This is a genomic window from Sphingobacterium kyonggiense, from assembly GCF_039536825.1.
Classification (GTDB): Bacteria; Bacteroidota; Bacteroidia; order Sphingobacteriales; family Sphingobacteriaceae; genus Sphingobacterium; species Sphingobacterium kyonggiense.
Window position 1 is genome coordinate 144,195 of the sequence record NZ_BAAAZI010000012.1, and the last position, 23,118, is coordinate 167,312.

Below are 23,118 nucleotides of genomic sequence, written 5' to 3' on the forward strand. Positions count from 1 at the left end.
TTCCTAACTTATTGTTGAAAAATTATGTTAACCAAAAGTAAGCTAATAAATGCATATTTGCTAAATACAATAGGATATTCTCACTGAAAAATTCAGTTATTATACAATCAATATGTCATTAGCAGATTTTTTATCGCCCATCTCCCTAGAAAGCATTGGAGCTTCTACGCAGTATTACAATTCACAGTTTGGGCATTCCATACAAAAATACATCGACAGCTTCCCTGATTTAGAGGATGAGTCTGAACGTCCACAAATCGCCATCATTGGTGTGGAAGAAGGTCGTTCATCCGTGAATAACAACGGTACTCAAAAGGGGCCAGATGTTGTTCGCAGGCACCTTTATGACCTTTATCAAGGTGACTATAAGGTTAGAATTGTCGACTTGGGAAATATCAAAGCTGGGGCATCTATAAAAGATACGTATGTAGCCATCAAAATGGTGATGGAAGAATTACTGAAAAAAGAAATCCTTCCAGTATTAATTGGTGGTGGTCAAGACCTTACTTATGCTCAGTACACTGCTTATGAGAATTTAGAACAACGGGTGGACATTGCAATCATTGACAGCAAATTTGATTTGGATCAGGACAATCCACAGGATATGCCGCTAAATTCGCATACTTACCTAAATCACATCATTCTGCATCAACCAGATTACCTTTTCAACCTGAGCAATATTGGTTACCAGACCTATTTGGTGAGCAAGGAATCCATCAATATGTACGATAAACTATTCTTCAATGCGATGCGTTTGGGTTCTTTTTCCGGCAAGCTGGATCAAGCAGAACCGATAATTCGCTCAGCGGATATGATTAGTTTTGATATTGGGGCTATTCGCGCCTCTGAAGCTGGTGGAAATGCCAATGCAGGTCCCAATGGATTGTATGGTGATGAGGCTTGTCAACTGGCACGTTATGCCGGGATGTCGGATAAATGTACCTCCTTTGGTATCTATGAATTTAACCCCACATTTGATCCTATGGGACAGACAGCGATGTTAATCGCGCAAATGTTATGGTGTTTTGTGGATGGCTATTACAGTCGTAAAAAGGATGCGCCGATGTATCCGAAGTCCAATTATATCATCTACCGTACAAGTCTAGAAGCAGAAGATTATGAATTGGTTTTTGTGAAGAGTAAGAAATCTGACCGTTGGTGGATGCAAGTGCCTTATTTTGGATCCAAATCAGTGAATGAGCGTTTCTATTTGGTTCCATGTCGATATGAAGATTATCAAATGGCTGTAAATGGTGAAATGCCTGACCTTTGGTGGAAGACGCATCAGAAATTACAATAATATTCTCCTAATGAATTAAGCGCTTTTCATTCATGGAAATCCTATACCCCATTCTATTGTTATTAGTGATCCTGATTTGCATCTGGCTATATGTTAGAAGCAGCAAATCAGTATCTGCTAATATCCATGAGCAGCTCAAGCAAGCATTGCAGCTGCAACAAGTAGAATTGGCTAAGGCACAAGAAAGAGAAGCCTTGCTACAGAAAGAATGGGATAAGAGCCAATTGGCTTGGAAAGAAGAGTCTCTGGCTAGGCAGTCCATTGAGCGAACCTTGGAAAGCACCAACGCCTATCTTCAAGCACAACAGGAGAAATTTGCAGATCAAAAGTTAGAACTCCAAGCCATCAAGGCGCAGTTCAACCAAGAGTTCCAAGTATTGGCAAATAAAATCTTAGAGGAAAAATCGCAGAAGTTCACTCAATTGAATCAACAACAGATTGGCCTGGTACTGGATCCCTTGAAAGAGAAGATTAAACAGTTTGAAGAACAAGTCTCCAAGACCTACCAACATGAGGCTGCAGAGCGCAATGTTTTAAAGGGCGTGGTGGAACAATTGATGCAACAGAGCGTGCAGATAAGGGATGAAGCTAATAACCTCGCTAAGGCCTTAAAAGGCGATAATAAAAAGCAGGGCAATTGGGGCGAGGTGATCCTTGAACGTGTATTAGAACGTTCGGGTTTAATAAAAGGTCAGGAATATAAACTACAGGCTTCTGTTCAAGAGCAAGACGGTCGAAGACTACAACCTGATGCGATTATTTATCTACCCGATGAGAAACATTTGATCGTAGATTCTAAACTTTCCATGATCGCCTATGAACGAGCGGTTAATGCAGATACCGAAGAAGAACGTTTGCAGTATAGTAAACAACATGTACAGTCTTTAGAAAATCACATTCGGGATCTTTCCTCCAAAGATTACCATAACTTATACGGAATACACTCGCCAGACTTTGTATTAATGTTTATTCCCATTGAATCTGCACTTAGTTTAGCTATTACGGTGAAGCCAGAACTTTTCAGTGATGCTTGGGACAGAAAAGTAGTTATTGTTAGTCCATCTACCCTATTGGCTACACTACGCACTATTGCCAGCGTATGGAAACAGGAACGTCAAAATCGACATGTTCTTGAAATAGCCAAGGAAGCCGGTTTACTATATGATAAGTTTGTGGGCTTTTTAGACGATATGGAGCAGATTCAAAACCACCTACAAAAGGCCAGCAATAAGCATGAGGATGCGATGAAGAAGCTGGCTGAGGGTCCAGGTAATGTCGTTCGTAAAATCGAACAATTAAAAGTTCTAGGTGCGAAAGCCAATAAGCAAATAGGCGGTAAATATTTAGAAGATTAATCAAGATTAGCCCCAAGTATTTGATATTTTAACCGCGAATGGCTTTATTCCATAAAATTATGGTAATAACACTATATTTATTTGATTTTCAAATGTAATGCCCTTACATTTAAGGAAAATTTCGACCACAAAACTAAAACGTCTTATGGAAGATATGATCCTCTACAATCGTCTGCAATTTGCATTTACGATTACCTTTCACTACCTCTTTCCACAACTTACCATGGGGCTTTCCTTAATGATCGTTTATTTCAAATGGCGATTCTTAAGAACTCAAATTGTAGCTTATAACGATGCTGCGAAATTCTGGATGAAGATCTTTGCATTGAATTTTGCGATGGGTGTCGTTACGGGTATACCCATGGAATTTCAGTTTGGAACCAATTGGGCAAAATTCTCTGAACTCACCGGTGGTATTATCGGACAGACATTGGCGATGGAAGGTATGTTTTCCTTCTTCTTAGAGTCTTCTTTCTTGGGGATGTTCATTTTCGGAGAGAAGTTAATGGGGCAGAAAATGCACTTCCTGGCTGGTTTTATGGTATTCTTGGGTTCCTGGGCATCAGGTTACCTCATATTAGCCACACACAGCTGGATGCAGCACCCTGTCGGTTATGAGGTTTTGGAAAATGGAAAGTTTGTCTTGAAGAACTTCTCTGCCTTATTCAGTAATCCTTGGCTATTACCATCTTATCTTCACAATCAGGCAGGTTCTTTAATTACCTCTGCCTTCTTTGTTTCGGCTGTTGGAGCTTTTTATGTATTAAGTAATTCGCATAAGGAGTACGGCAAGCTATTCCTAAAAACTGGTGTTGTATTTGGATTAAGTGCTTCTATTGTTGTTGCTTTTCCCACAGGGGATTTACTAGCAAAAAATGTGGTTAAATACCAACCAGTCACCTTTGCTGCCATGGAAGGTATCTTCGAGACTGAGCATGGAGGATCTGAAATCATCCTTATCGGTCAACCCGATATGGAGAACAAAAAGTTAGACAATAAAATCGCCGTACCGAATGTCCTCAGCTTCTTGACACATCAACGCTGGGATGCCACCATAAAGGGCTTAAATGAATTTGATGAGGCCATTCACCCGACCAATGTGCCAGGGTTATATTACGCTTACCATATTATGGCTGGCTTAGGCACGATATTCATCGGAATTATGGCTGTAGCCGCATTCCTTCTCTGGCGAAATAAGTTGTATCAAACGAATTGGGTCTTGTGGATCCTGATGTTCATGATTCCTTTCCCTTACATCGCGAATACTGCTGGCTGGTATACCGCAGAATTGGGCAGACAGCCTTGGCTAGTCTATAACCTTATGCGGATGGTTGATGGGGTTTCCCCTACGGTATCATCGGGAAACACCTTGTTCACCTTATTGGGATTCGTAGGTTTATATATTTTGTTGGGGTTATTATTCCTCATGTTGGTATTAAAGATCATTCGCAAGGGTCCTGAAGCTCCCCTTGCCCTAAAATAAACAAGTATGGAAATCTTCTGGTTTATAATCTTGGTTATCATGTTGGGGATGTATGTTATCCTTGATGGATATGACTTTGGCGCGGGTATAGTGCACTTATTATTTGCAAAAACAGATGAAGAACGAGCAGCGATAAGGAATGCTATCGGCCCTTTCTGGGATGCCAATGAGGTGTGGCTGATTGCATCTGGTGGGGTCTTATTCTTTGCTTTTCCTACTTTATATGCTTCAGCATTTAGTGGTTTCTATTTGCCCTTGATGCTGGTGTTGTGGTTTCTGATCTTCCGGGCCATTGGTTTGGAATTGAGAGGACAAATACACAACAGGCTATGGGAGCGATTTTGGGAAAAAGCATTTGGAGTAGCTAGTTTATGCTTGGCTCTATTCTTTGGTGCTGCCCTAGGAAATGTTGTCCGAGGAGTCAACTTAGGGATGGTTGAAAATGGTGTCTCCACACAAGAAGGGCATTATTTCTTCCTGCAGTTATGGAATCCGACATTGGACCCATTGGCAGAATCGCATGGTATTATTGATTGGTTTACTATCCTTCTGGGTATTGTTTCGGTAATAACCCTTACGATTCATGGTGCCAACTGGATTATCCTTAAAACCTCTTCGACTATCAATAGCCGATTGAAATCCATTATTTTCAAACTGAATATTGTGCTCTGTGTTCTGGTTATACTAACCGCAGCCTTATGGCAATACGTAAAGCCTTTCCCTTTGAACAATCTAATCGATCATGCCTGGTTATGGATATTTCCGCTAATTGCTGCCGTAGGACTGATTGGTCAGTTTTGGATACATAAATTCACGAAGGATGGAATGGGATTCCTTTTCTCCTGTTTGTTCATTTTGGGTAGTTTCGCTAGTACGGTAGCATCCTTATTCCCAAATGTATTACCTTCTACAAATTCCGTAAATCCATCCCTCACGATTTACAATGTAGCAGCACATGAATATGGATTATCGGTAGGAATGTATTGGTTTATAATCGCCTTTATTCTTGTTATCATTTACTTCATTATTCAATTCCGCGTTTTCAAAGGAAAGCTGGACGATGTCGGATATGGCGATCACTAATAATATAAAAAGGGGATAAGTATTGGCTACTTATCCCCTTTTTAGAAATCTTAATTCTTAGGATTAATATCCAGCAGCTTTATCATCTCCTCGATGGTCTGCACCAGTTTGTTTCTTACCATTTGGAAGAATCACGATATTTTCCACACGACCAATTGGTCCACGTTTATTTAATTTATAACCATCTTCTGTCAAGCTAACTCGGGTTAAGGAATCAATTGCTTTCGCCTCTACATCGATTACATCAGGTTTCCATTGGTGGTGAAAACGAGCAGCACTTACAGATTCCTGTGCTGTCATACCAAATTCCAAAACATTTAATATGGTTTGGAAAACTGAAGTGATGATAGTAGAGCCTCCAGGAGTACCGACCACCATTTTCAATTTCCCATTCTCTTCAATAATGGTTGGCGTCATGGCACTCAACATTCTTTTGCCTGGTTCGATGGAATTTGCTTTTCCACCTAACAGGCCATACATATTCGGCGTTCCTGGTTTAACGGAGAAGTCATCCATTTCATTGTTCAATAAGAAACCTGCACCATCAACCCACACACAAGAACCATAAGAACCATTGATGGTCGTTGTTAATGAAACAGCATTCCCATCCTTATCAACAATACTGTAATGTGTGGTTTGTTCTGATTCATATCCTGGGAATTTAGCTGCTTTAACCGCATCACTTGGTGTCGCTTTAGCTAAGCTTACCTTAGACATACGCTCTTGGTTAAATTTAGCATCCATTAAATTAGCTACCGGAACACGATAGAAATCCGGATCGCCTAAGTGTGTAGCACGGTCAGCATAAATGCGACGCTCAGCTTCTACCATTGCACGAACCGTACTGTCCTTTTGGAATCCCCATTTAGCCAATGGATACTTTTCCACTGACTGTAATAAAGCCATCAGCGCAACACCGCCTGAAGATGGTGGAGGCATGGAAATAACCTTATAATTTTTATACATTCCGACAATTGGAGCACGCCAAACAGCTTGGTAATCTTCCAAATCTTTATGGCTGATAATACCATTGCCACGCTTCATTTCAGTAACAATATAATCGGCTGTTTTTCCTTTATAAAAACCATCACGTCCTTGTTCAGCAATTCGGATTAAAGTTTCTGAAAGTTCCTTCTGCACAAATACATCCCCAGCCTTCCATTCTTTATCCTGAATAATAGCTGCCCCATTGGGATTGAACTTTTGGAACCTAGCTTTATATCGATTGAATTCACCAGCTTGTTGATCCGTAATTTCAAATCCTTTTGCTGCTAAATCAATGGCAGGTTGCACCAGTTCTTTCCAACTTATGCTACCATATTTTTTATGTGCTTCATCCATTCCTGCTACAGAACCCGGAACACCAGAAGCCAACTGACCATAAAGACTTAAATCCGTAATGGGATTGCCATCTTTATCCAAATACATATCACGAGATGCAGCACCTGGAGCTTTCTCACGGAAGTCTAAGGAATTCACTTCTCCATCCTTACCTCGGTACACTAAAAAGCCTCCGCCACCTAAGTTCCCAGCATTAGGATAGACTACGGCTAAAGCAAATTTCACAGCAATAGCAGCGTCTATTGCATTCCCCCCTTTTTTCAAAATATCCACTCCAACGTTGGATGCTATTGGGTGAGCAGTAACTACCGCACCATGCTCAAATTCTTGTACCGCAGTTCCAGACTGTTGCTTGACAGAACAAGAACCAAGAAGTAAAAATAAGCTTACAATATAGATTAAGTTCGGTTTTTTCATGAGGTTAAAGATAATAAGTTTGGAATTATTAGCTGAATATATTTAACTTCATTCAAATTTTAAATTTATGCGCAAACTATTCCTCCTATTAGCAGTATTATTTTCGATTAGCTTACAAGCTCAGACGGTCAGAATTCTGACCTATAACATTCACCATGCAAATCCCCCTTCTAAACCTAACTTCATTGACTTACCGGCAATCGCCAAGGTTATTAATGATGCCAAAGCAGATATTGTAGGTATTCAAGAGGTAGACATCCATGTGAGTCGTTCAGAAATGGTCAACCAAGCAGAGAAATTAGCGGAGCTAACCGGAATGGAATATTACTTTTCCAAAGGCATCAATTTAGAAAAGGGATATTATGGAACCTTGATTTTAAGCAAACATAAAATCGTTGGAAAACGTCGATATGACCTCCCCATGCCTGTTCAAAGTGAGAACCGCTCTTTAGCAATTGTAGATGTCGAATTACCTGGAGGAAAAACAATCTCTTTAGCCAATACGCATTTAGATTTAAAACCTGAAAACCGAATTGCTCAAGCAGAATTCATCAATGAATTAGGGGAATTGTACAGTAAGCCATTGATTTTTGTTGGCGACTTAAATGCTAAGCCTGATTCAGAGCCCATCAAGATATTGGAGAAATATTTCGTTAGAAATACCACAACAAATAAACCCACTTCACCAAATGTCAATCCAAGAAACGAGATTGATTACATCATGGTGTTGAAGAATCAGAAATTCGAATGGAAAAGTTATTCGGTGATCAATGAAAGCTATGCTTCTGATCACTTACCATTACTAGCAGAAATCACCTTCAAATAAAAGAAGGTGATTTCTTAACGAAGCTTCTCGTTATTTTTATGCCTTTCGCTATCGCGAAGGGTTTTCTTTTGCAGGTTTTTAGCCAAAGCATCTGTTAGGTTAATTCCTGTTTGGTTAGCCAAGCAGATCAATACAAAAAGCACATCTGCCATCTCATCTGCTAGGTTTACTTCTTCATCCGATTTCTTAAAAGACTGCTCACCATATTGTCTGGCCATGATTCGGGCAACTTCACCAACCTCTTCCATGAGCATGGCTGTATTGGTCAGTTCATTAAAATATCGAACCCCTGTACTCTTAATCCATTTATCGACGATCTCTTGCGCTTCTTGTATGGTCATAAATTAGCTTATTAAAAATTATCTTTATCCTTGGTATTCATAATGATGGTCACTGGTCCATCATTTAGCAAATCAATCTTCATATCTCCGCCAAAAACACCCATCTGTACTTCCTTTCCTAGTAGATCAGATAACAGTTGACCCATTTCCAGGTACATTGGTTTGGCAATATCTGGTTTACCAGCGCGGATAAAGGAAGGTCTGTTTCCCTTTTTAGTCTGAGCAAACAAGGTAAATTGTGAAATCAACAAAATATTTCCAGCTACATCCTGAATGGATTTATTCATTAAGCCTTGCTCGTCTGAAAAGATGCGTAGGTTTACTATTTTTTGTGCTAACCAAGTCATATCATCCTTGATATCTGACTCCTCCACGCCTAAAAGAACGACAAATCCTTGTTCAATTTTTCCTGTTATAGCACCTTCTACTGTACAAGAAGCATGTGTTACTCGTTGAATTACTGCTCGCATGAGGGTAAAAGTAAAAAGTATCTTCTTAGTCTACAAATAACACAGCACAAGGAAGGTCCTTTTGAGCCATTTGCAAAATTCCCTGCTAATTAAATTTATTTTCTATTAACAAAGATTAGCAGGAATTTGGCATCACATCGAACAAAAACTACAATTCTACACCTTACTTAAGTAGAAAGCTGTAAATTAGCTGAATTAGTTGGGATAAATTCATGCAGAAAATACATATACTTTGGGCAGATGACGAAATTGAGTTCTTAAAACCTCATATTTTGTTATTGGAACAAAAGGATTATAAGGTCAAAACGGTAAATAATGGCGCAGATGCGGTAGAAGCATTTCAACGTGAGCCTTTTGATTTGGTATTTTTAGATGAAAATATGCCTGGCTTAACCGGATTGGAGACTTTAAGTAAATTAAAGTCCATCAATCCATCCATCCCGACAGTTTTGGTAACCAAAAATGAAGAAGAGCACCTGATGGAAGAAGCCATAGGCGCTAAAATTGATGATTACCTGATTAAGCCTGTCAACCCAAAACAAATCTTGTTGACCATTAAGAAATTCACAGAGAACAAACGCCTAGTCTCTGAAAGAACGTCTATGGCTTATCAACAAGACTTCCGCCAATTGGGAATGCGGATGAATGAAAACCTAGACTTCACCCAATGGGTGGATGCCTATAAAAAACTTCTTTATTGGGAATTATCCCTTGAAAAACTAGAGGATGCCGGCATGCATGAGATCTTAACCATGCAGAAGTCTGAAGCAAATCTCCTGTTTTCTAAATTCATTGAGAAGGAGTACCTCAGATGGCTTAAAAATCCAGATGAAGGCCCAACCTTATCTCACCAATTGTTTAAGAAAAAAGTATTCCCAAAACTTGAAGCCGATAGACCAACTTTCTTCTTCCTGATTGATAACCTGCGTTACGATCAATGGAAGGTGATCAATGAAGTTTTAACGGATTATTATCGTTTGGAGGAAGAAGACAGTTACTACAGTATCCTTCCAACAGCAACCCAATATGCCCGAAATGCCATCTTCTCTGGATTAACTCCCTTAGAAATGGAAAAGCGTTTTCCCAAGGAATGGCAGAATGATGATGAGGAAGGTGGAAAGAACTTGCACGAGGATGTATTCTTAGCAGACCAGATCAAAAGATTATACCGCCGCGAAATCAAGCATAGCTATACGAAAGTGATTACCTTAGAACAAGGCAAAGACGTGTTAGAGAACATCAATAAGCATATGCAAATTGATTTAAATGTCTTTGTTTATAATTTCGTGGATATGCTATCACATGCACGCACGGATATGGCAATGATCCGTGAATTAGCCAATGATGAAGCAGCATACAGATCCCTAACATTATCTTGGTTTGAACACTCGCCACTATTGGAAGTGTTGAAATGGTTATCCCAAAGGCAAGTTCGCGTAATTATTACGACTGACCATGGTACTATTCGCGTAAGAAAACCAAGTAAGATTATTGGCGACAGAAATACCAATACCAATTTAAGGTATAAACAAGGTAAGAACTTGAACTACATAGATAAGGACGTATTTGTTGTAAAGAACCCTTTGGAAGCACAACTACCACGTATCCATGTGAGCTCTAGCTTTGTCTTTGCCAAGGAAGACACCTACTTTGTCTATCCAAACAATTACAACCATTTCGTTAATTACTTTAGTGGTACCTTTCAGCATGGCGGTATCAGCCTTGAGGAAATGATTATCCCATTTATTACATACATCCCGAAATAAACCATGGAATTTGTAGCAGCAAGCATAGCAGATTTACCTGCAGCTGCAGATTGGTTGCTTGAACAGTCTGCAGAGAATCGTGTATTTGTTTTCAAGGCCCCTATGGGAGCCGGAAAGACAAGCTTTATCAAAGTAATCTGCAGTCAATTGGGCGTAACAGATGCCACATCTAGCCCTACTTTTTCGATTGTTAATGAATACGAATCAGCAAATGGTCCGGTTTATCATTTTGACTTCTATCGTTTAAAAGATGAACAAGAAGCATTCGATTTAGGCTATGAGGAATACTTTTATTCAGGCGATTATTGCTTTGTAGAATGGCCTGAGAAAATCCCTAACCTTATTCCAGAAGATGCAGTAGAAGTAAATATCACTGTAGATGAAGATCTTAAGCGACACATTCAAATAAAATAATCTTTTTTTTCTTTTTGATGCAACCCATCTTGGCTCAGTTGCGTCTTACTATTAAACCGAACACAATTGGAGCCGATACAACTACATAAATTATGGATAGATTGCTTAGCGAATGACCGCAAAGCGCAATCGGAGTTGTATCGATATTTTGCTTCCAAAATGTATGCTGTCTGCTTGCGTTATGCAGAAAATAGCGAAGCGGCACAGGATATATTACAGAACGGATTTATAAAAGTCTTTGGACGAGCTAAAGATTTCTCCGGTACAGGTTCTTTAGAGGGATGGATCAGAAGAATAATGCTGAATACAGCCATAGAACACTACCGTAAAAACAAAAACTTGATCTTTCAGACAGACAGTATCAGTGACCGTGACTTTGAAAGTACATCAAGCAGCAGCTTACAATATTTGAATTATAAGGATTTATTAGCCTTGGTTCAAGAACTTCCTTTGGGATATAGGACAATATTTAACCTCTATGCCATCGAAGGATATAATCATAAGGAAATTGCCGAAATGCTGGATATCAGTGAAGGCAATTCTAAATCACAACTTTCAAGAGCGAGGCAATCGCTGAAAGAAAGAATCATGAAATTGGAGGAAATAACAGATGAAAGATCAAGATTTTGATAAGTTATTCTCAGACAAACTAAAGGATTTTGAAGAAAATCCACCTGAAGGTCTTTGGGACAATATTGAAGCGTCCTTAAACAAGGAAACGAAAGAAAAGCCTGTTAAACGCATGCCTTGGATTATCCTTAGTATGGCCGCAGCATTGCTATTGGTATTTGGAATTTCCATAAAAATATTTCTAAATAAGGATGCCAAAGTCATCAAGGAAGAAAAGATCATTGCAAGTATTCCTACAGAGACTGTTGAAACCGAAGAATTGCAAATAGCGCCTTCAAATGAGAATAAAGAAGTTAGTAGCGAGCAAACTTTAATAGAAAAATTAGAAAATACAAATCCGAATAAAAAACAGATTCAAGTAGCTGTGAATAGAAATGAAGAAAGAAATACAATTTCTAATCAAGATATTCAAACAGCTGCAGTACAGGAACAAGTTATAGCTGAAGTTTCTGAACCCGTAAGGTCAATTGATCTAGAAACAGAAGAACAGTTTGTGGCCAATGTACCAGAATTAGAAAACAAAACATTGGTGCAAACAGCACAGGTGAAGTTCGAGGCCAATATTTATCAAGAGGCTACTCCAAGTAAAAAGAACAAACAGGGTCTCTTTGTCCGGGTACTAAATAACCTCGTTGAGAATATCGTCATATTAGATAAGGATGTTCGACTCACGGAAGATGATGAAGGGACATGGAATCTTAATATTAAAAACAGTATTGCTAAAACTAGAAATTAACCATATGAAAATTAAATTTTTACTACCCGCTATCGTGTTCCTATTCGTAGGATTGCAAGCAGCAAATAGCCAAGAAAACAAAACAAAAGAGGAGAATAAGGAAGGAACTGCTGGACAAGATGGTAAAGCCGGCAAAAAGAAATCTGCTGAGATCAGTATAAATTTTGGAAAGGATGATAAGTCGGATACACTAGATAATGAAAATAAAAAAATCCGTTACCCACGTTCTTTTGGAGGTATTACTTTCACACGAGTGGATTGGGGATTCTCTAGATTATCAGATGATGGAAGTTTCACCTTATCGGATGACAACCAATTCATGAGTTATAAAAAGTCCTCTAACTTTGGGTTTGATGTAGCACAATATGGTATCCGTTTTACCGATCGATTTAAGATGTATCTATCTGCAGGATTTGAATGGAACTACTGGAGATTGAAAAATGATGTTTTGTTATTGCAAGATCAAACGCCTATACAGACAGAAGATTTAGATCCTGATGGCAAATTCAAAAAGAATGTATTTACTTCGACTTACTTGCGTCTACCACTTACCTTCGAATTACGCTCTCATCAGCTGAATAATGGCAAGCGTGTTAAACTAGCATTTGGTGCAATGACTGGGGTATTATTGAAAGGAACACAACGCTTGAAAAGTGATAAATATGGCAAACAAAAGTTCAAAGACACTTACAATCTTCAAACATTCCAATACGGTCCTTTTGTCCGTCTAGGATATGATAACTTTGGAATATTTGCCAAATACTATATGAATGACTTATTTGAAAAGAGTCCGGAACAAGAGAATTTAAGAAACTTAGCCTTTGGTCTTACCTTAGGATTTTAAGAAAGTGAATTGTAAAACGTATTTTTGTGTCGGGTCCTAAAGGCCCGACATTTTTTATGGGCAAACAAGCTAACTCCTGTCAATATATATTTTCCGATGTTCAACAACCTGATCTTCCTTTAATCCACGGGAAGGACTTATCCTGCGTATTTGAAGGCAATGTGACGGTCACTGCGGTTGATCGTGTAAACTTTGGCATTGAGGAAGGCAAGATTACAGCTATCATTGGAGAATCCGGAAGTGGCAAGAGTACGCTATTGAAATTGATTTATGGTTTACTGGAGCCAGCGGAGGGGGAAGTTCGCTATCGTGGATGGTTAGTGCCAACCCGTAAGGATAAACTAATCCCAGGTCATGATGCCATGAAATTAGTATCCCAAGGATTTGATGACTTAAACCTATATGCTAAGGTTTGGGATAATGTGGCTTCACAACTCTCCAATACCAATCTTGAATTAAAGAGAACAAAGACCCAAGAAACGCTTGAGCGCTTGCGAATTGATCACCTGGCACAGAAACGTGTAGCTGATTTAAGTGGTGGAGAGAAACAACGTGTAGCGATAAGTCGAGCTTTGATTAATGACCCTGAAGTCTTGTTAATGGATGAGCCCTTCAATCAGGTAGATGCTGCTTTTAGAGATGAACTACAACAGGATATTCAACAAATTGTAGCTGATACAGGTCTAACTGTCATTTTGGTTTCGCATGATCCGGCTGAGGTATTGGCTATGGCAGACAAGCTGATTGTTATGAAACAAAGCCGTATAGCTGATGCAGGAGATCCACATGCCCTATACAACTGGCCTCACCATCCATATACCGCACGTCTATTAGCGAAAAGCAATATCCTCAAAGCCGAACAGGCAAGATTAATTGGTATTGAAACAAATCACCCGATAGCTATTTTACAAGAAGACATTCAAGTAGAAGCCAATCTAAATGGGGAATATTTGTTAAAAGAAATTCGATTCCGCGGGTTCTACAATGAATTGATTCTTGGCAATGATAACATAACCTTGCATCAGATTCAATTTCCAAAACTAGAATTACCCAAAAATACCCGAATTGATATCCGTATCAATGCTTACCATATTTTTGAATCCTATTCAGAAGAATAGGGGTATTCTTATTTTAGCGTTTCAAGCCATTTTATCATGGCCGCAAACCAATCCACATCACTGGTTTTGTTTTTGAGTCCAAAGCCATGACCTCCCAACTCATAAGTAAGCAACTCATTTGGGATCTTAAACTTATCTAAAGAAGCTTTATAACGATACGTATTCTCAATAGGCACGGTCTTATCATCCTTGGCACTCATCAAAAAGGTAGGAGGTGTTTTTTTGGACACTTGCTTTTCTATGGAAAACAAGTCCGTATCTACGCTAGTAGCATCAGGTCCAATAAGATTTTGTTTAGAACCTTGATGTGTAACACCATCCTCCATGCTTATTACGGGATAACAGAGCACGGAAATATCAGGTTGTAAATCGGAAGCCTTAGCTCCTTTAATGGTGAAACGTTTAGGCAAAATTAGATAAAGTTGCTGCCAAATGTCCTCCAGCAGAAAAACCTATTACAGCCAATCTCTTTTTAGGAAATTGTTTCCGAATCAGCAACATGGCTTGCTGAGCATCCTGCAATGGACCAAAGCGCTTATCGATCATTGTTTCTTTCTTAGGCAAGCGATAATCCAATACATAGGCTGCATAACCTAAGCTCTCCAGTCGTTTTGCCACATCATGTCCTTCATGATTAATCGCAACTCGTCCATATCCTCCACCTGGAATAACTAAAAACACAATATCTTCTGCAACTTTATCGACATCCGTATAAGCGAATAGCTTAGGTTTATCCTTTTCCTCTAATTCTGTTTGCTTCATTGTAGATCCAGGAATTTCATCTGCAGAATATAAATAGTGAATCTGCCCCTTTTCCTGTGCTATCGCATGTATCGTCATTATACTCATTAAAATTACTAGAAACTGCTTCATAGGTTTTAAAGGTTAGCCATTACAATCAGGTTGAGATCCTTACATGGCAAGTTAAATTTATCGCTCATATCTTTGTTGGTCAAATTACCATGATATAAGTAAATCGCACTGCGAATACCTTGATTGGCCCAGATCATATTGTTCATTCCTCCAGACTCCCCTATTTCCAATAAGATTGGTGTAAATATATTCGTTAATGCATAAGTAGCGGTACGTGCTACTCGAGAAGCAATATTCGGAACACAATAGTGTATCACATCGTATTTCTTAAATATCGGTTTATCGTGATTAGTCACTTCTGACGTCTCAAAACAACCACCTTGATCGATACTGACATCAATCAATACCGAATTAGGTTTCATCTTCGAAACAGTATCTTCGGATATTAAACATGGCGTTCTACCATTCTTTGCTCGAACAGCACCAATCACCACATCACAGGATTTTACAGCTTTATTCAGTACAATAGGTTGTATAATTGAGGTAAATACACGACTGCCCACATTACTTTGCAAACGTCTTAATCGATATACTGAACTATCGAATACTTTCACCTGTGCCCCTAAAGCAATTGCTGTTCTGGCGGCAAATTCACCAACAGTGCCTGCACCGATAATAACCATCTCGGTTGGAGGAACTCCTGTCACACCACCCAACATCAAACCCTTTCCATCAAACACATTGGATAAATATTCTGCGGCAATCAAGACTGATGTAGCACCAACAATTTCACTCATGGCACGAACAACCGATAAATGACCACCTTCATCCTGCAAATACTCAAAGGACAAAGCTGTCACTTGTTTCTTCATCAATGCTTTCAATACATCCAAATCCATAAGACTAGGCTGTTGAGAACTAAAAAGTACTTGACGATTTTTCATCATCTCCACTTCTTGCATAGTTGGACTGGAAACTTTGATGACAATATCCGCCTGGAAGACTTCCTTTTTATCATAAACGATTTGTGCCCCTTGTTCGCTATAGTGGTGATCCAAAAAGTTAGAGGCTTTCCCGGCATCATGCTCTAAAATAACCCGATGACCATTCTCTAGTAATAATCCTACAGATAATGGTGTTAATGCAATTCTATTTTCTTGAAAGGAGCTTTCCTTGGGTATGCCGATGGTTAATTGACCTTTTTTCTTTCCTCTGCTTAGTAGTGCTTCCTGGGGTTGTAAGACACCTTCTTGAGCTAATTTGGACACATTTATCATTTACACAAAAAATAAGTTAAGTTAAAAATACACAATATTATTTCAAAATAACACCCGTAAAGGATTATATTTGATAATTAATCAGATATTAGAAACAATAAATCGTAAGTTTGCAAACTAACCTTTTACGATGAAACTACTAAAGCCTTTGAATCACATAAAGATTGTTCCTAGATGGATAATTTTTAGTTTCGACATTGCTATTTCGGCATTTGCTTTTATATTCGCTTTCATACTTTACAACAACTTTCACTTAGAATCTTTCTCTAGTACTGACTTCGCAGTGGAGTTCCTATTTTGTATGACCTTGACGGCCTTTTCATTCTTGGTATTTAGGTTATACAGTGGTATAGTACGCTACACCAGTGCGGTAGATTCCATTCGAATCTTATCAACAATTGTATTTACGGCAATAGTAATGTTCATTGCCAAATTACTCTTTATTGCTCTTCATGTTCCTTTAAATATCCCGATAAATCTAATCATTATCTATTCGTTATTTGCCTTTACTGGATTAACGACTTATAGAACATGTATCAAGATTTTCTTCCAATACACAAAGTCTACCCGTAATGGCCGAAAGAACGCTGTGGTATATGGAGCCGGAGATTTAGGAATCGCTGTAAAACGTACTTTTGAACATGATTTCCGTTCAGAGAAAACCATTGTAGCTTATATTGATGATAACGAAGAGAAAATCGGTAAATCCATTGATGGATTAAAGATTTTCAGCTCGAAGGAATTCCCTAGAATGATCAAGAAGTATGGGATTGACGAATTAATCATTGCATCATCCAATATCGATATCGAATGTAAGGACATGATTATCGATATTGCCTTGGAGCACAATGTGACTGTTCTGACCCTACCCCCTGTTAATAAAATCATGAATGGAGATTTATCTCCTGCACAGATTAAACAGATCAAGATTGAGGACTTGCTGGAGCGTGCTCCTATTCAAATTTCCAATGAAAAGCTATTTGATCAATTGCGTGGAAAGCGTGTATTGGTTACTGGTGCTGCTGGATCAATTGGTTCGGAAATATCAAAGCAGTTAAGTAAGTATGAGCCACAGATGATTATCTTGTGTGATCAAGCGGAATCGCCTTTACACAACTTACAGCTGGATTTACAAGATCTTTACAAGAATCAGATTTACCATACCTTCATAGCCGATATACGAAGCGAGCAAAGAATGCGTCAATTGTTTGAGACTTTCAAACCACATTACGTGTATCATGCTGCTGCGTACAAGCACGTGCCTATGATGGAAAATCACCCAAGTGAGGGGGTTAAAACCAATGTCTTCGGAACATATCTTTTAGCCAACTTAGCTGTAGAATTCGATATTCAAAAATTTGTATTTGTCTCGACGGATAAAGCAGTGAATCCAACCAATATTATGGGAGCGACAAAGCGTATCGCTGAAAAGTACGTACAATCGCTTAATGAGTTCCTAACGGCACAGGATAATATGAAGCCTACTCGTTTTATCACCACACGCTTTGGAAACGTGTTGGGTTCAAATGGTTCTGTTATCCCAAGATTTAGAGATCAAATTGAAAAAGGTGGCCCTGTTACAGTGACCCACCCTGATATTACCCGTTATTTCATGACCATCCCTGAGGCTTGCCAGTTAGTAATTGAAGCCGGAAATATGGGGCATGGTGGAGAGATCTTTGTATTTGATATGGGTAAGTCAGTAAAGATTGTTGATTTAGCCAAGAAGATGATTCGTTTATCAGGCTATGTTCCTTTCAAGGATATCGAAATTAAATTCACTGGTCTTCGTCCAGGAGAAAAGCTGTATGAAGAGTTACTGAATGACTTGGAGAACACCATTACTACCCACCATGAAAAGATCATGATTGCGAAAGTTCGTGAGAATGATTTTGAATTGGTTAAGAAAGAAATTATAACCCTATCCAAAGCATTGGATAGTCATAACAACTTGGATATTGTGCGACAAATGAAAGTCATGGTACCAGAATTTGTCAGTCAGAATTCCATTTATGAACAATTAGACAAAGAAAAACTCAGCGCCATAAATCATTAAGGAGACTTAAATATTTTTGTTAATATATTGCAAGTATTCTTTAAAAGTGTATTTTTGCGTTCCGTAATCTATTAAAACTAAGAATGTCACAAAATAATCAGAACATTTCTTCCAGTAACAGACCAGCTGTGAAGAGATCATTTTTCCAAGAAAACGAAAAGAGTATCACCTTTATCATAGCAGGTATCGTTATTTTGATCTTGTTATACATTGGATACCAAAAATTATATTTAGCACCTCGTGCAGAGCAGGCAGCAAATAAAATGTACCATGCAGAGCAATTCGTAGCGATTGATTCCTTACAGAAATTAGCTATTGATGGTGATGGTACAGCGCCAGGATTCAAAGCTATCGCTGATGAATTCTCCAACACGAAGTCTGCAAATATTGCTAATGCTTACTTAGGAGGTCTTTACCTTCGTCAGAAAAACTTTAAAGAAGCAATCAAGTATTTAGAGCAATATTCAGAGACTGGTTCTGAAATTCTAGATCCATTGGTAATCGGTCTTTTGGGCGATGCTTATTCCGAAGAAAAAATTTACGATAAAGCAGCTAACTACTACAAAAAAGCAGCTGACAAATCGAAAAACGTATATACTACCCCATTGTTCTTAAAGAAATTGGGCTTAGTTTATGAAGAACTTGGTGATTACAAAAATGCGGAAACTTCTTACCAACGCATTCGTGATGAATACCCGCAAAGTGCTGAATCAACTACGATTGACAGCTTCTTAGCACGCGTTCAAGCGAAACAGTAATCCTAAAAAAATTGATTATCTTTGAGGGCTACCATTGGTAGCCCTTTTTATTTACAATCGAATATGTCAAGTAGCTTAAAGAATCTATCCGACTTCTCCCATATACAGGTTGGGAATGCTGAAAACCTAAAATTTGCTATCGTTGTATCGCAATGGAATGCAGAGATTACTGGTGCTTTATTAAATGGTGCTTATAAGGGTTTATTAGACCATGGCGCTAAAGAAGAAAACATCAAACTCATTGAAGTTCCTGGAAGTTATGAACTTATTGCCGGTAGTGATATTGCGTTAAGAGACCAGAATCTTCATGCTGTCATCACTTTAGGATGTGTTATTCAAGGAGAAACCCGTCACTTTGATTTTATCTGTCAGGGAGTTGCCAGTGGATTAGCTCAAGTAGGTATAAAACACGATACACCTGTTATTTTTGGTGTTTTAACTACAGATAACCAAGAACAAGCACTTGATCGTGCTGGTGGCAAACATGGAAACAAAGGTGAGGAAGCTGCCATTACGGCAATACAAATGGCCCTTATCAACCTAAAATATTAATGGTATCGTTTTTGATTAGCTAAGGTTATGAAACAAAGTGAGTTAATCGTATTCATGGATAAATCGGTTGAATTACCGGAGGTTATTCCATGTGCTACTAAACCATGTCCTACCTTTCCTTTGCAAACTTCACGCAAAGCCTAGGCTTAACATCATGTTTGTTCGGCAACCATGCCAAACTCAGCATTAAACAATCAGAAAATGAAACAGAAAACAAATATCATGTACTATTTCTGCCTGCTCCTCAGCGTAGTCAGTCTTTGTCCATCGATGCTCATGGCGCAAACCAAGAACATCGCCGACAAGATATGGAATGCCGCAGGAGGTAAAAGCAAATGGGAAAGTACGAAATACATCATGTTTACCGTTTCTGGAAACAGCCAACACGCTAGTATCACCGGAAACCGTAAATTCTTATTGGACAAACAAAGTGGAATGGTCCGCTTTGAAGGTACCTTAAACCGCAACAATGTTGTCGCGATTTTCAATGTACCGAATCAGAAGTTGATCCACATCTTCGACGAGAATGGAACCGAAATAGCTGCACAAGATTACCGAGGTCTGTTGCCTGACTTAATTGATCAATACAACATCGACCTAAAGGTCTTATCATTGCCTGCTAGTATCGCTTCTTCTTCCTTGAACAATCCATCAGAAAGCAAAATCATCAATGCCGAAAAATTACAAAAGGTAGATTTCGCTAATTTCTTAGGCGGTCGAGGATCAGTTTATGTAAATGAAGAATCAGGATTGATTAAACGCATTGACATGGACGATAAGAGCTATACTGTCAATGGCTACAAGGACATCGGCAATGGACTTGTCCTTCCGACTATTTTTAAAGCTTCAGGAGACAGTATCTCCTACCAAAAGGTAGCTAGCTTCACCGAAATGGAACCGGCTAAATTTAACAGCTTCTAGGAGCTTTTAAGATTAAGAGAAATATTAAACAGACAACGGGCTTCAAGAAATCTTGAAGCCCGTTGTCTGTGTATGGTAAAACTTGAACCGATCTACCTCGTATAAGTACTAATACGTCCAATACGGCCATTCGCATCTACTGTAGCCAATTTCACAACCATGCCGTTCTTGGCTTGAATCCCACCACTTGGAAACTCTTGACTAGAACTTGTCGGATTAGACCCATCCAATGTATAGACAATTTTAAATCCAGGATATTCGACATTGGCATGAATACTTCCCTTCTCAGCCATAACACCTACAGATGGCAAACGGTATTTGAATCCACCATGCAACTTATCAAGCTTAGGTAGTTCCTGCGATCCTACCTTATGCGCAAAGTTACGGTATGCCTTTTCAAATTTAGCTTGATCAAAAGTCTGCTCACCCTCCCAAGCTTCCTTAGGTGCCCAAGCACGCTCAGCTAAAGCAAAAAGACGTGGTAATATCATATAATCCAAGCGATCAGCAGTCAAGACTGTCTCCGCCCATAATGCAGCTTTCAATCCGATCAGATTGGATCTACCTTTTTCTGTGAGGCGTACTTTCTTAGCTAAATAAGCATCTTCTAATTTCTTTCCCGCATCCATATGCTTCATATTGGCAAAAAAAGCATCCGGTAACAAGGCATAAGACTGATAAAGGTCTGTAATGGAAGCCCATTTTAAACCAGGCTCACGGAAATCCTTGTCCCAAACCATATCCAAATAATAGTTAGCAGAAGAAGTAAACACTGTTTTATAACCTGCATTAGCCAATTTATAGGCTAAATCCTCTTGTCCACCCCCAATTACATTGTTCCATACATCCAAATGCAAGTTCAAATGAGCTAATTCCTCATTGACAACCATGCCTTGTCCTTTATTGACCATACCGAACTCTTCCCAACCTGCCATATCCATCCCCTTTGAAGCACAGATTTCGTGGAGTTTCTTCACATAATACGGCCAAACTTCATAAACCGTAGACATTCCCTCTTTCTTCATCAGCTCTTGTACGGCAGGAGATTTCTCCCAAGATCCTGCAGGAACCTCATCACCACCCAATGAAACCAATTTCAATTCCAAGCCGACTTCCTCATACATCTTCTTGATGTCATCCAGCACCACATCCATAAAACGATATACCGATGGCAATGCCGGGTTCATCACATTGTCCCTCCAGTTTTGGGCAGAATTATAAACCGACTTGTCTGCTGCTTCATACAAAAGAAACTCCTCAGCTTCCTTCTGTTTACCAGCCTTCATCAAGCGGTTATAACGTGTTTCCATCGCCTTAATGGCAGCACGACCATGACCAGGCGACTCTATCTCCGGAATAATGGTTACAAAGCGATCTGCAGCATATTCCAGCAATTCTTGGAATTCCTTTTTGCTTAGATAATTCTTTCCAACGGCATGACCGCCTGAGCCATATGCCGGCGGAATGGTGTTCCCATCTTGAAAAGAGCCAGAACGATTGGAACCTATTTCTGTCAACTCAGGAAGCGATGGTATCTCCAATCGCCATCCTTCATCATCAATAAAATGCAAGTGAAATTTATTCAGCTTATAGGAAGCCAAAAGATCAACGTATTTCTTCAATACCGAAAGCTCCTTGAAATTACGTGAAATATCCATCATGAATCCACGATAGGCAAATCGAGGAGCGTCTTTGATTTCTACGTAGGGGAACGACAATTCTGATTTTCCCTGTAATTGCTCGGCAGTGGCCAATGAAATCAAAGATTGAATTGCATAAAATGCACCTGCAGCGGTAGATGTTTGAATCTCTATCCCTGACTTATCTATGCGAAGCTCATAGGCCTCAGATGCCAAGTCTGCATTCTGTAATACCCTGACATCTGAACCATTTTTAGGTCCTTTTACTCCAGCAACGTCTAAAGTTCTAAAGGCCAAATCATATCCTGACTGCTGCGATAAATTCAATTGAGGATCTTCATATACTCCCCAGATCTTTCCAACCTTGAATGATCCATTGTTCATTTTAAAGGATGCAGGCATTGGTAGAATTGGTTGAGGAGTTCCCTTATACAGCAAACTGTTTTTGGCAAACAATGCTGATAACTGCGCATTCTCCTCCTGAGCTGTAACATGAAGCGCTGTAACCTCTACCGGATCCAGATTGATGATTTCCGATGTTTGTCCCTTACTCTTTAGGTAAAAACCATTTGGTGTAAGCGAAGTATGTGTTATTGGATAAAGCGATTTATAATGCAAAACCAAAGAGTCCTTTACCTGAAGTGTAGTCCCAGCATTAAAGTCTACGCGATATAGGTTTCCACTCTGATCATTGAATGTTGCTTTATTGCCTCCTGTATTCTCAATTGGATACATGGAATTAAACCAAAGGTTATAAGCATCTAAGTGGATTGCCTTTTGATCAGTATTCACTAAGGTCAATTTCAGCAGGCGGTTATCGTTATGGTTGTAACCACTGGCGAAATCCCATTTCACCTGGAGCTTTTGTGCATGAACAGCACTTGTCCCCAAACCAAGAGCTAGCATAAGCAATAATGAAGATTTTAATTGATTCATAATGATGGTAATCTAGCAAAAAATCAGATAAATTAAGTTAA

General features: G+C 39.1%; 22 protein-coding genes. 15 read left to right on the forward strand and 7 right to left on the reverse strand.

Going from position 1 to position 23,118, the window contains the following annotated elements:
- Window positions 1–112: 112 nt before the first annotated feature.
- From ABD676_RS15310 to cydB, 4 genes are all read left to right on the forward strand, one after another.
- Window positions 113–1,300 carry a formimidoylglutamase gene (locus ABD676_RS15310; protein ID WP_344675613.1) on the forward strand — a complete coding sequence of 396 codons (1,188 nt, stop codon included), beginning with the start codon at window positions 113–115 and terminating at the stop codon, window positions 1,298–1,300.
- Between the two features lie 32 nt (window positions 1,301–1,332).
- Window positions 1,333–2,655, forward strand: coding sequence for a DNA recombination protein RmuC (locus tag ABD676_RS15315; RefSeq protein ID WP_344675614.1), 1,323 nt, complete (start codon window positions 1,333–1,335; stop codon window positions 2,653–2,655).
- Window positions 2,656–2,800: 145 nt separating this feature from the next.
- On the forward strand, window positions 2,801–4,138 hold the full coding sequence (locus tag ABD676_RS15320) for a cytochrome ubiquinol oxidase subunit I (RefSeq protein ID WP_344675615.1): 1,338 nt from the start codon (window positions 2,801–2,803) through the stop codon (window positions 4,136–4,138).
- A gap of 6 nt (window positions 4,139–4,144) precedes the next feature.
- Window positions 4,145–5,221 (forward strand): cytochrome d ubiquinol oxidase subunit II, encoded by a 1,077-nt coding sequence (gene cydB, locus ABD676_RS15325; protein ID WP_344675616.1) that lies wholly within the window; start codon window positions 4,145–4,147, stop codon window positions 5,219–5,221.
- Between the two features lie 63 nt (window positions 5,222–5,284).
- Here the strand turns inward: cydB and ggt are convergent, their stop codons facing one another.
- Entirely contained in the window at window positions 5,285–6,979 is a 1,695-nt protein-coding gene (gene ggt / locus ABD676_RS15330) for a gamma-glutamyltransferase (RefSeq protein WP_344675617.1), read from the reverse strand.
- A gap of 67 nt (window positions 6,980–7,046) precedes the next feature.
- On the opposite strand from ggt, the gene ABD676_RS15335 reads away from it, so the two are divergent.
- Window positions 7,047–7,805: an endonuclease/exonuclease/phosphatase family protein gene (locus tag ABD676_RS15335; RefSeq protein WP_344675618.1), complete on the forward strand. Its 759-nt coding sequence runs from the start codon at window positions 7,047–7,049 to the stop codon at window positions 7,803–7,805.
- 14 nt (window positions 7,806–7,819) lie between these two features.
- On the opposite strand, the gene ABD676_RS15340 is transcribed toward ABD676_RS15335, so the two are convergent.
- Both ABD676_RS15340 and dtd read right to left on the reverse strand, forming a co-directional pair.
- Window positions 7,820–8,146 (reverse strand): nucleotide pyrophosphohydrolase, encoded by a 327-nt coding sequence (locus ABD676_RS15340; RefSeq protein ID WP_344675619.1) that lies wholly within the window; start codon window positions 8,144–8,146, stop codon window positions 7,820–7,822.
- 11 nt (window positions 8,147–8,157) lie between these two features.
- A complete protein-coding gene (gene dtd, locus ABD676_RS15345; protein WP_344675620.1) occupies window positions 8,158–8,616 on the reverse strand; it encodes a D-aminoacyl-tRNA deacylase in 459 nt (152 codons plus the stop codon).
- A 212-nt stretch (window positions 8,617–8,828) separates the two neighbouring features.
- On the opposite strand from dtd, the gene porX reads away from it, so the two are divergent.
- The 6 genes from porX (at window position 8,829) to ABD676_RS15375 (ending at window position 14,124) form a co-directional block, all read left to right on the forward strand.
- Window positions 8,829–10,382, forward strand: a complete 1,554-nt coding sequence (gene porX, locus ABD676_RS15350) for a T9SS response regulator signal transducer PorX (RefSeq protein ID WP_344675622.1) — start codon at window positions 8,829–8,831, stop codon at window positions 10,380–10,382.
- Between the two features lie 3 nt (window positions 10,383–10,385).
- Window positions 10,386–10,796, forward strand: coding sequence for a tRNA (adenosine(37)-N6)-threonylcarbamoyltransferase complex ATPase subunit type 1 TsaE (gene tsaE / locus ABD676_RS15355; protein ID WP_344675623.1), 411 nt, complete (start codon window positions 10,386–10,388; stop codon window positions 10,794–10,796).
- Window positions 10,797–10,862: 66 nt separating this feature from the next.
- A complete protein-coding gene (locus ABD676_RS15360; RefSeq protein ID WP_344675624.1) occupies window positions 10,863–11,426 on the forward strand; it encodes an RNA polymerase sigma factor in 564 nt (187 codons plus the stop codon).
- A complete protein-coding gene (locus ABD676_RS15365; RefSeq protein ID WP_344675625.1) occupies window positions 11,407–12,162 on the forward strand; it encodes a hypothetical protein in 756 nt (251 codons plus the stop codon). The genes ABD676_RS15360 and ABD676_RS15365 overlap by 20 nt, the downstream gene beginning before the upstream one ends.
- A 4-nt stretch (window positions 12,163–12,166) precedes the next feature.
- Window positions 12,167–13,006: an outer membrane beta-barrel protein gene (locus tag ABD676_RS15370; protein WP_344675626.1), complete on the forward strand. Its 840-nt coding sequence runs from the start codon at window positions 12,167–12,169 to the stop codon at window positions 13,004–13,006.
- 56 nt (window positions 13,007–13,062) lie between these two features.
- Window positions 13,063–14,124, forward strand: coding sequence for an ABC transporter ATP-binding protein (locus ABD676_RS15375; RefSeq protein ID WP_344675627.1), 1,062 nt, complete (start codon window positions 13,063–13,065; stop codon window positions 14,122–14,124).
- Window positions 14,125–14,132: 8 nt separating this feature from the next.
- Here ABD676_RS15375 and ABD676_RS15380 read toward each other — a convergent pair whose 3' ends face one another.
- Genes ABD676_RS15380 through ABD676_RS15390 form a run of 3 tightly spaced genes read right to left on the reverse strand, consistent with a single transcriptional unit; the run spans window position 14,133 to window position 16,214 of the window.
- Window positions 14,133–14,534 carry an alpha/beta hydrolase family protein gene (locus tag ABD676_RS15380; protein ID WP_344675628.1) on the reverse strand — a complete coding sequence of 134 codons (402 nt, stop codon included), beginning with the start codon at window positions 14,532–14,534 and terminating at the stop codon, window positions 14,133–14,135.
- Complete coding sequence (locus ABD676_RS15385; RefSeq protein WP_344675629.1) at window positions 14,527–14,997, reverse strand: alpha/beta hydrolase; 471 nt, start codon at window positions 14,995–14,997, stop codon at window positions 14,527–14,529. The genes ABD676_RS15380 and ABD676_RS15385 overlap by 8 nt, the downstream gene beginning before the upstream one ends.
- Window positions 14,998–15,002: 5 nt before the next feature.
- Window positions 15,003–16,214, reverse strand: a complete 1,212-nt coding sequence (locus ABD676_RS15390; RefSeq protein ID WP_344675630.1) for an alanine dehydrogenase — start codon at window positions 16,212–16,214, stop codon at window positions 15,003–15,005.
- A 130-nt stretch (window positions 16,215–16,344) separates the two neighbouring features.
- On the opposite strand from ABD676_RS15390, the gene ABD676_RS15395 reads away from it, so the two are divergent.
- The 4 genes from ABD676_RS15395 to ABD676_RS15410 all read left to right on the forward strand — a co-directional run bounded on the left by ABD676_RS15395 (window position 16,345) and on the right by ABD676_RS15410 (window position 20,501).
- Window positions 16,345–18,270: a polysaccharide biosynthesis protein gene (locus ABD676_RS15395; RefSeq protein ID WP_344675631.1), complete on the forward strand. Its 1,926-nt coding sequence runs from the start codon at window positions 16,345–16,347 to the stop codon at window positions 18,268–18,270.
- An 83-nt stretch (window positions 18,271–18,353) separates the two neighbouring features.
- The gene (locus ABD676_RS15400) at window positions 18,354–19,028 is read left to right on the forward strand and encodes a tetratricopeptide repeat protein (RefSeq protein ID WP_344675632.1); all 675 of its coding nucleotides are present in this window, start codon (window positions 18,354–18,356) and stop codon (window positions 19,026–19,028) included.
- Window positions 19,029–19,091: 63 nt separating this feature from the next.
- Window positions 19,092–19,580 (forward strand): 6,7-dimethyl-8-ribityllumazine synthase, encoded by a 489-nt coding sequence (gene ribH / locus ABD676_RS15405; protein ID WP_344675633.1) that lies wholly within the window; start codon window positions 19,092–19,094, stop codon window positions 19,578–19,580.
- Window positions 19,581–19,781: 201 nt separating this feature from the next.
- Window positions 19,782–20,501, forward strand: a complete 720-nt coding sequence (locus tag ABD676_RS15410; RefSeq protein ID WP_344675634.1) for a hypothetical protein — start codon at window positions 19,782–19,784, stop codon at window positions 20,499–20,501.
- Window positions 20,502–20,593: 92 nt separating this feature from the next.
- Here ABD676_RS15410 and ABD676_RS15415 read toward each other — a convergent pair whose 3' ends face one another.
- Window positions 20,594–23,077 (reverse strand): family 20 glycosylhydrolase, encoded by a 2,484-nt coding sequence (locus tag ABD676_RS15415; RefSeq protein WP_344675635.1) that lies wholly within the window; start codon window positions 23,075–23,077, stop codon window positions 20,594–20,596.
- Window positions 23,078–23,118 lie beyond the last annotated feature (41 nt).

Excerpts from the sequence above, each read along its gene's own strand:
- porX (WP_344675622.1), top strand. The coding sequence starts at position 8,829 with ATGCAGAAAATACATATACTTTGGGCAGATGACGAAATTGAGTTCTTA.
- ABD676_RS15310 (WP_344675613.1), top strand. The coding sequence starts at position 113 with ATGTCATTAGCAGATTTTTTATCGCCCATCTCCCTAGAAAGCATTGGA.
- ggt (WP_344675617.1), bottom strand. The coding sequence starts at position 6,979 with ATGAAAAAACCGAACTTAATCTATATTGTAAGCTTATTTTTACTTCTT.
- ABD676_RS15395 (WP_344675631.1), top strand. The coding sequence starts at position 16,345 with ATGAAACTACTAAAGCCTTTGAATCACATAAAGATTGTTCCTAGATGG.
- ABD676_RS15375 (WP_344675627.1), top strand. The coding sequence starts at position 13,063 with ATGGGCAAACAAGCTAACTCCTGTCAATATATATTTTCCGATGTTCAA.
- ABD676_RS15315 (WP_344675614.1), top strand. The coding sequence starts at position 1,333 with ATGGAAATCCTATACCCCATTCTATTGTTATTAGTGATCCTGATTTGC.
- ABD676_RS15320 (WP_344675615.1), top strand. The coding sequence starts at position 2,801 with ATGGAAGATATGATCCTCTACAATCGTCTGCAATTTGCATTTACGATT.
- ABD676_RS15365 (WP_344675625.1), top strand. The coding sequence starts at position 11,407 with ATGAAAGATCAAGATTTTGATAAGTTATTCTCAGACAAACTAAAGGAT.
- ABD676_RS15400 (WP_344675632.1), top strand. The coding sequence starts at position 18,354 with ATGTCACAAAATAATCAGAACATTTCTTCCAGTAACAGACCAGCTGTG.
- ribH (WP_344675633.1), top strand. The coding sequence starts at position 19,092 with ATGTCAAGTAGCTTAAAGAATCTATCCGACTTCTCCCATATACAGGTT.
- tsaE (WP_344675623.1), top strand. The coding sequence starts at position 10,386 with ATGGAATTTGTAGCAGCAAGCATAGCAGATTTACCTGCAGCTGCAGAT.
- ABD676_RS15335 (WP_344675618.1), top strand. The coding sequence starts at position 7,047 with ATGCGCAAACTATTCCTCCTATTAGCAGTATTATTTTCGATTAGCTTA.
- cydB (WP_344675616.1), top strand. The coding sequence starts at position 4,145 with ATGGAAATCTTCTGGTTTATAATCTTGGTTATCATGTTGGGGATGTAT.
- ABD676_RS15340 (WP_344675619.1), bottom strand. The coding sequence starts at position 8,146 with ATGACCATACAAGAAGCGCAAGAGATCGTCGATAAATGGATTAAGAGT.
- ABD676_RS15390 (WP_344675630.1), bottom strand. The coding sequence starts at position 16,214 with ATGATAAATGTGTCCAAATTAGCTCAAGAAGGTGTCTTACAACCCCAG.
- ABD676_RS15370 (WP_344675626.1), top strand. The coding sequence starts at position 12,167 with ATGAAAATTAAATTTTTACTACCCGCTATCGTGTTCCTATTCGTAGGA.
- ABD676_RS15415 (WP_344675635.1), bottom strand. The coding sequence starts at position 23,077 with ATGAATCAATTAAAATCTTCATTATTGCTTATGCTAGCTCTTGGTTTG.
- ABD676_RS15385 (WP_344675629.1), bottom strand. The coding sequence starts at position 14,997 with ATGAAGCAGTTTCTAGTAATTTTAATGAGTATAATGACGATACATGCG.
- dtd (WP_344675620.1), bottom strand. The coding sequence starts at position 8,616 with ATGCGAGCAGTAATTCAACGAGTAACACATGCTTCTTGTACAGTAGAA.
- ABD676_RS15410 (WP_344675634.1), top strand. The coding sequence starts at position 19,782 with ATGAAACAGAAAACAAATATCATGTACTATTTCTGCCTGCTCCTCAGC.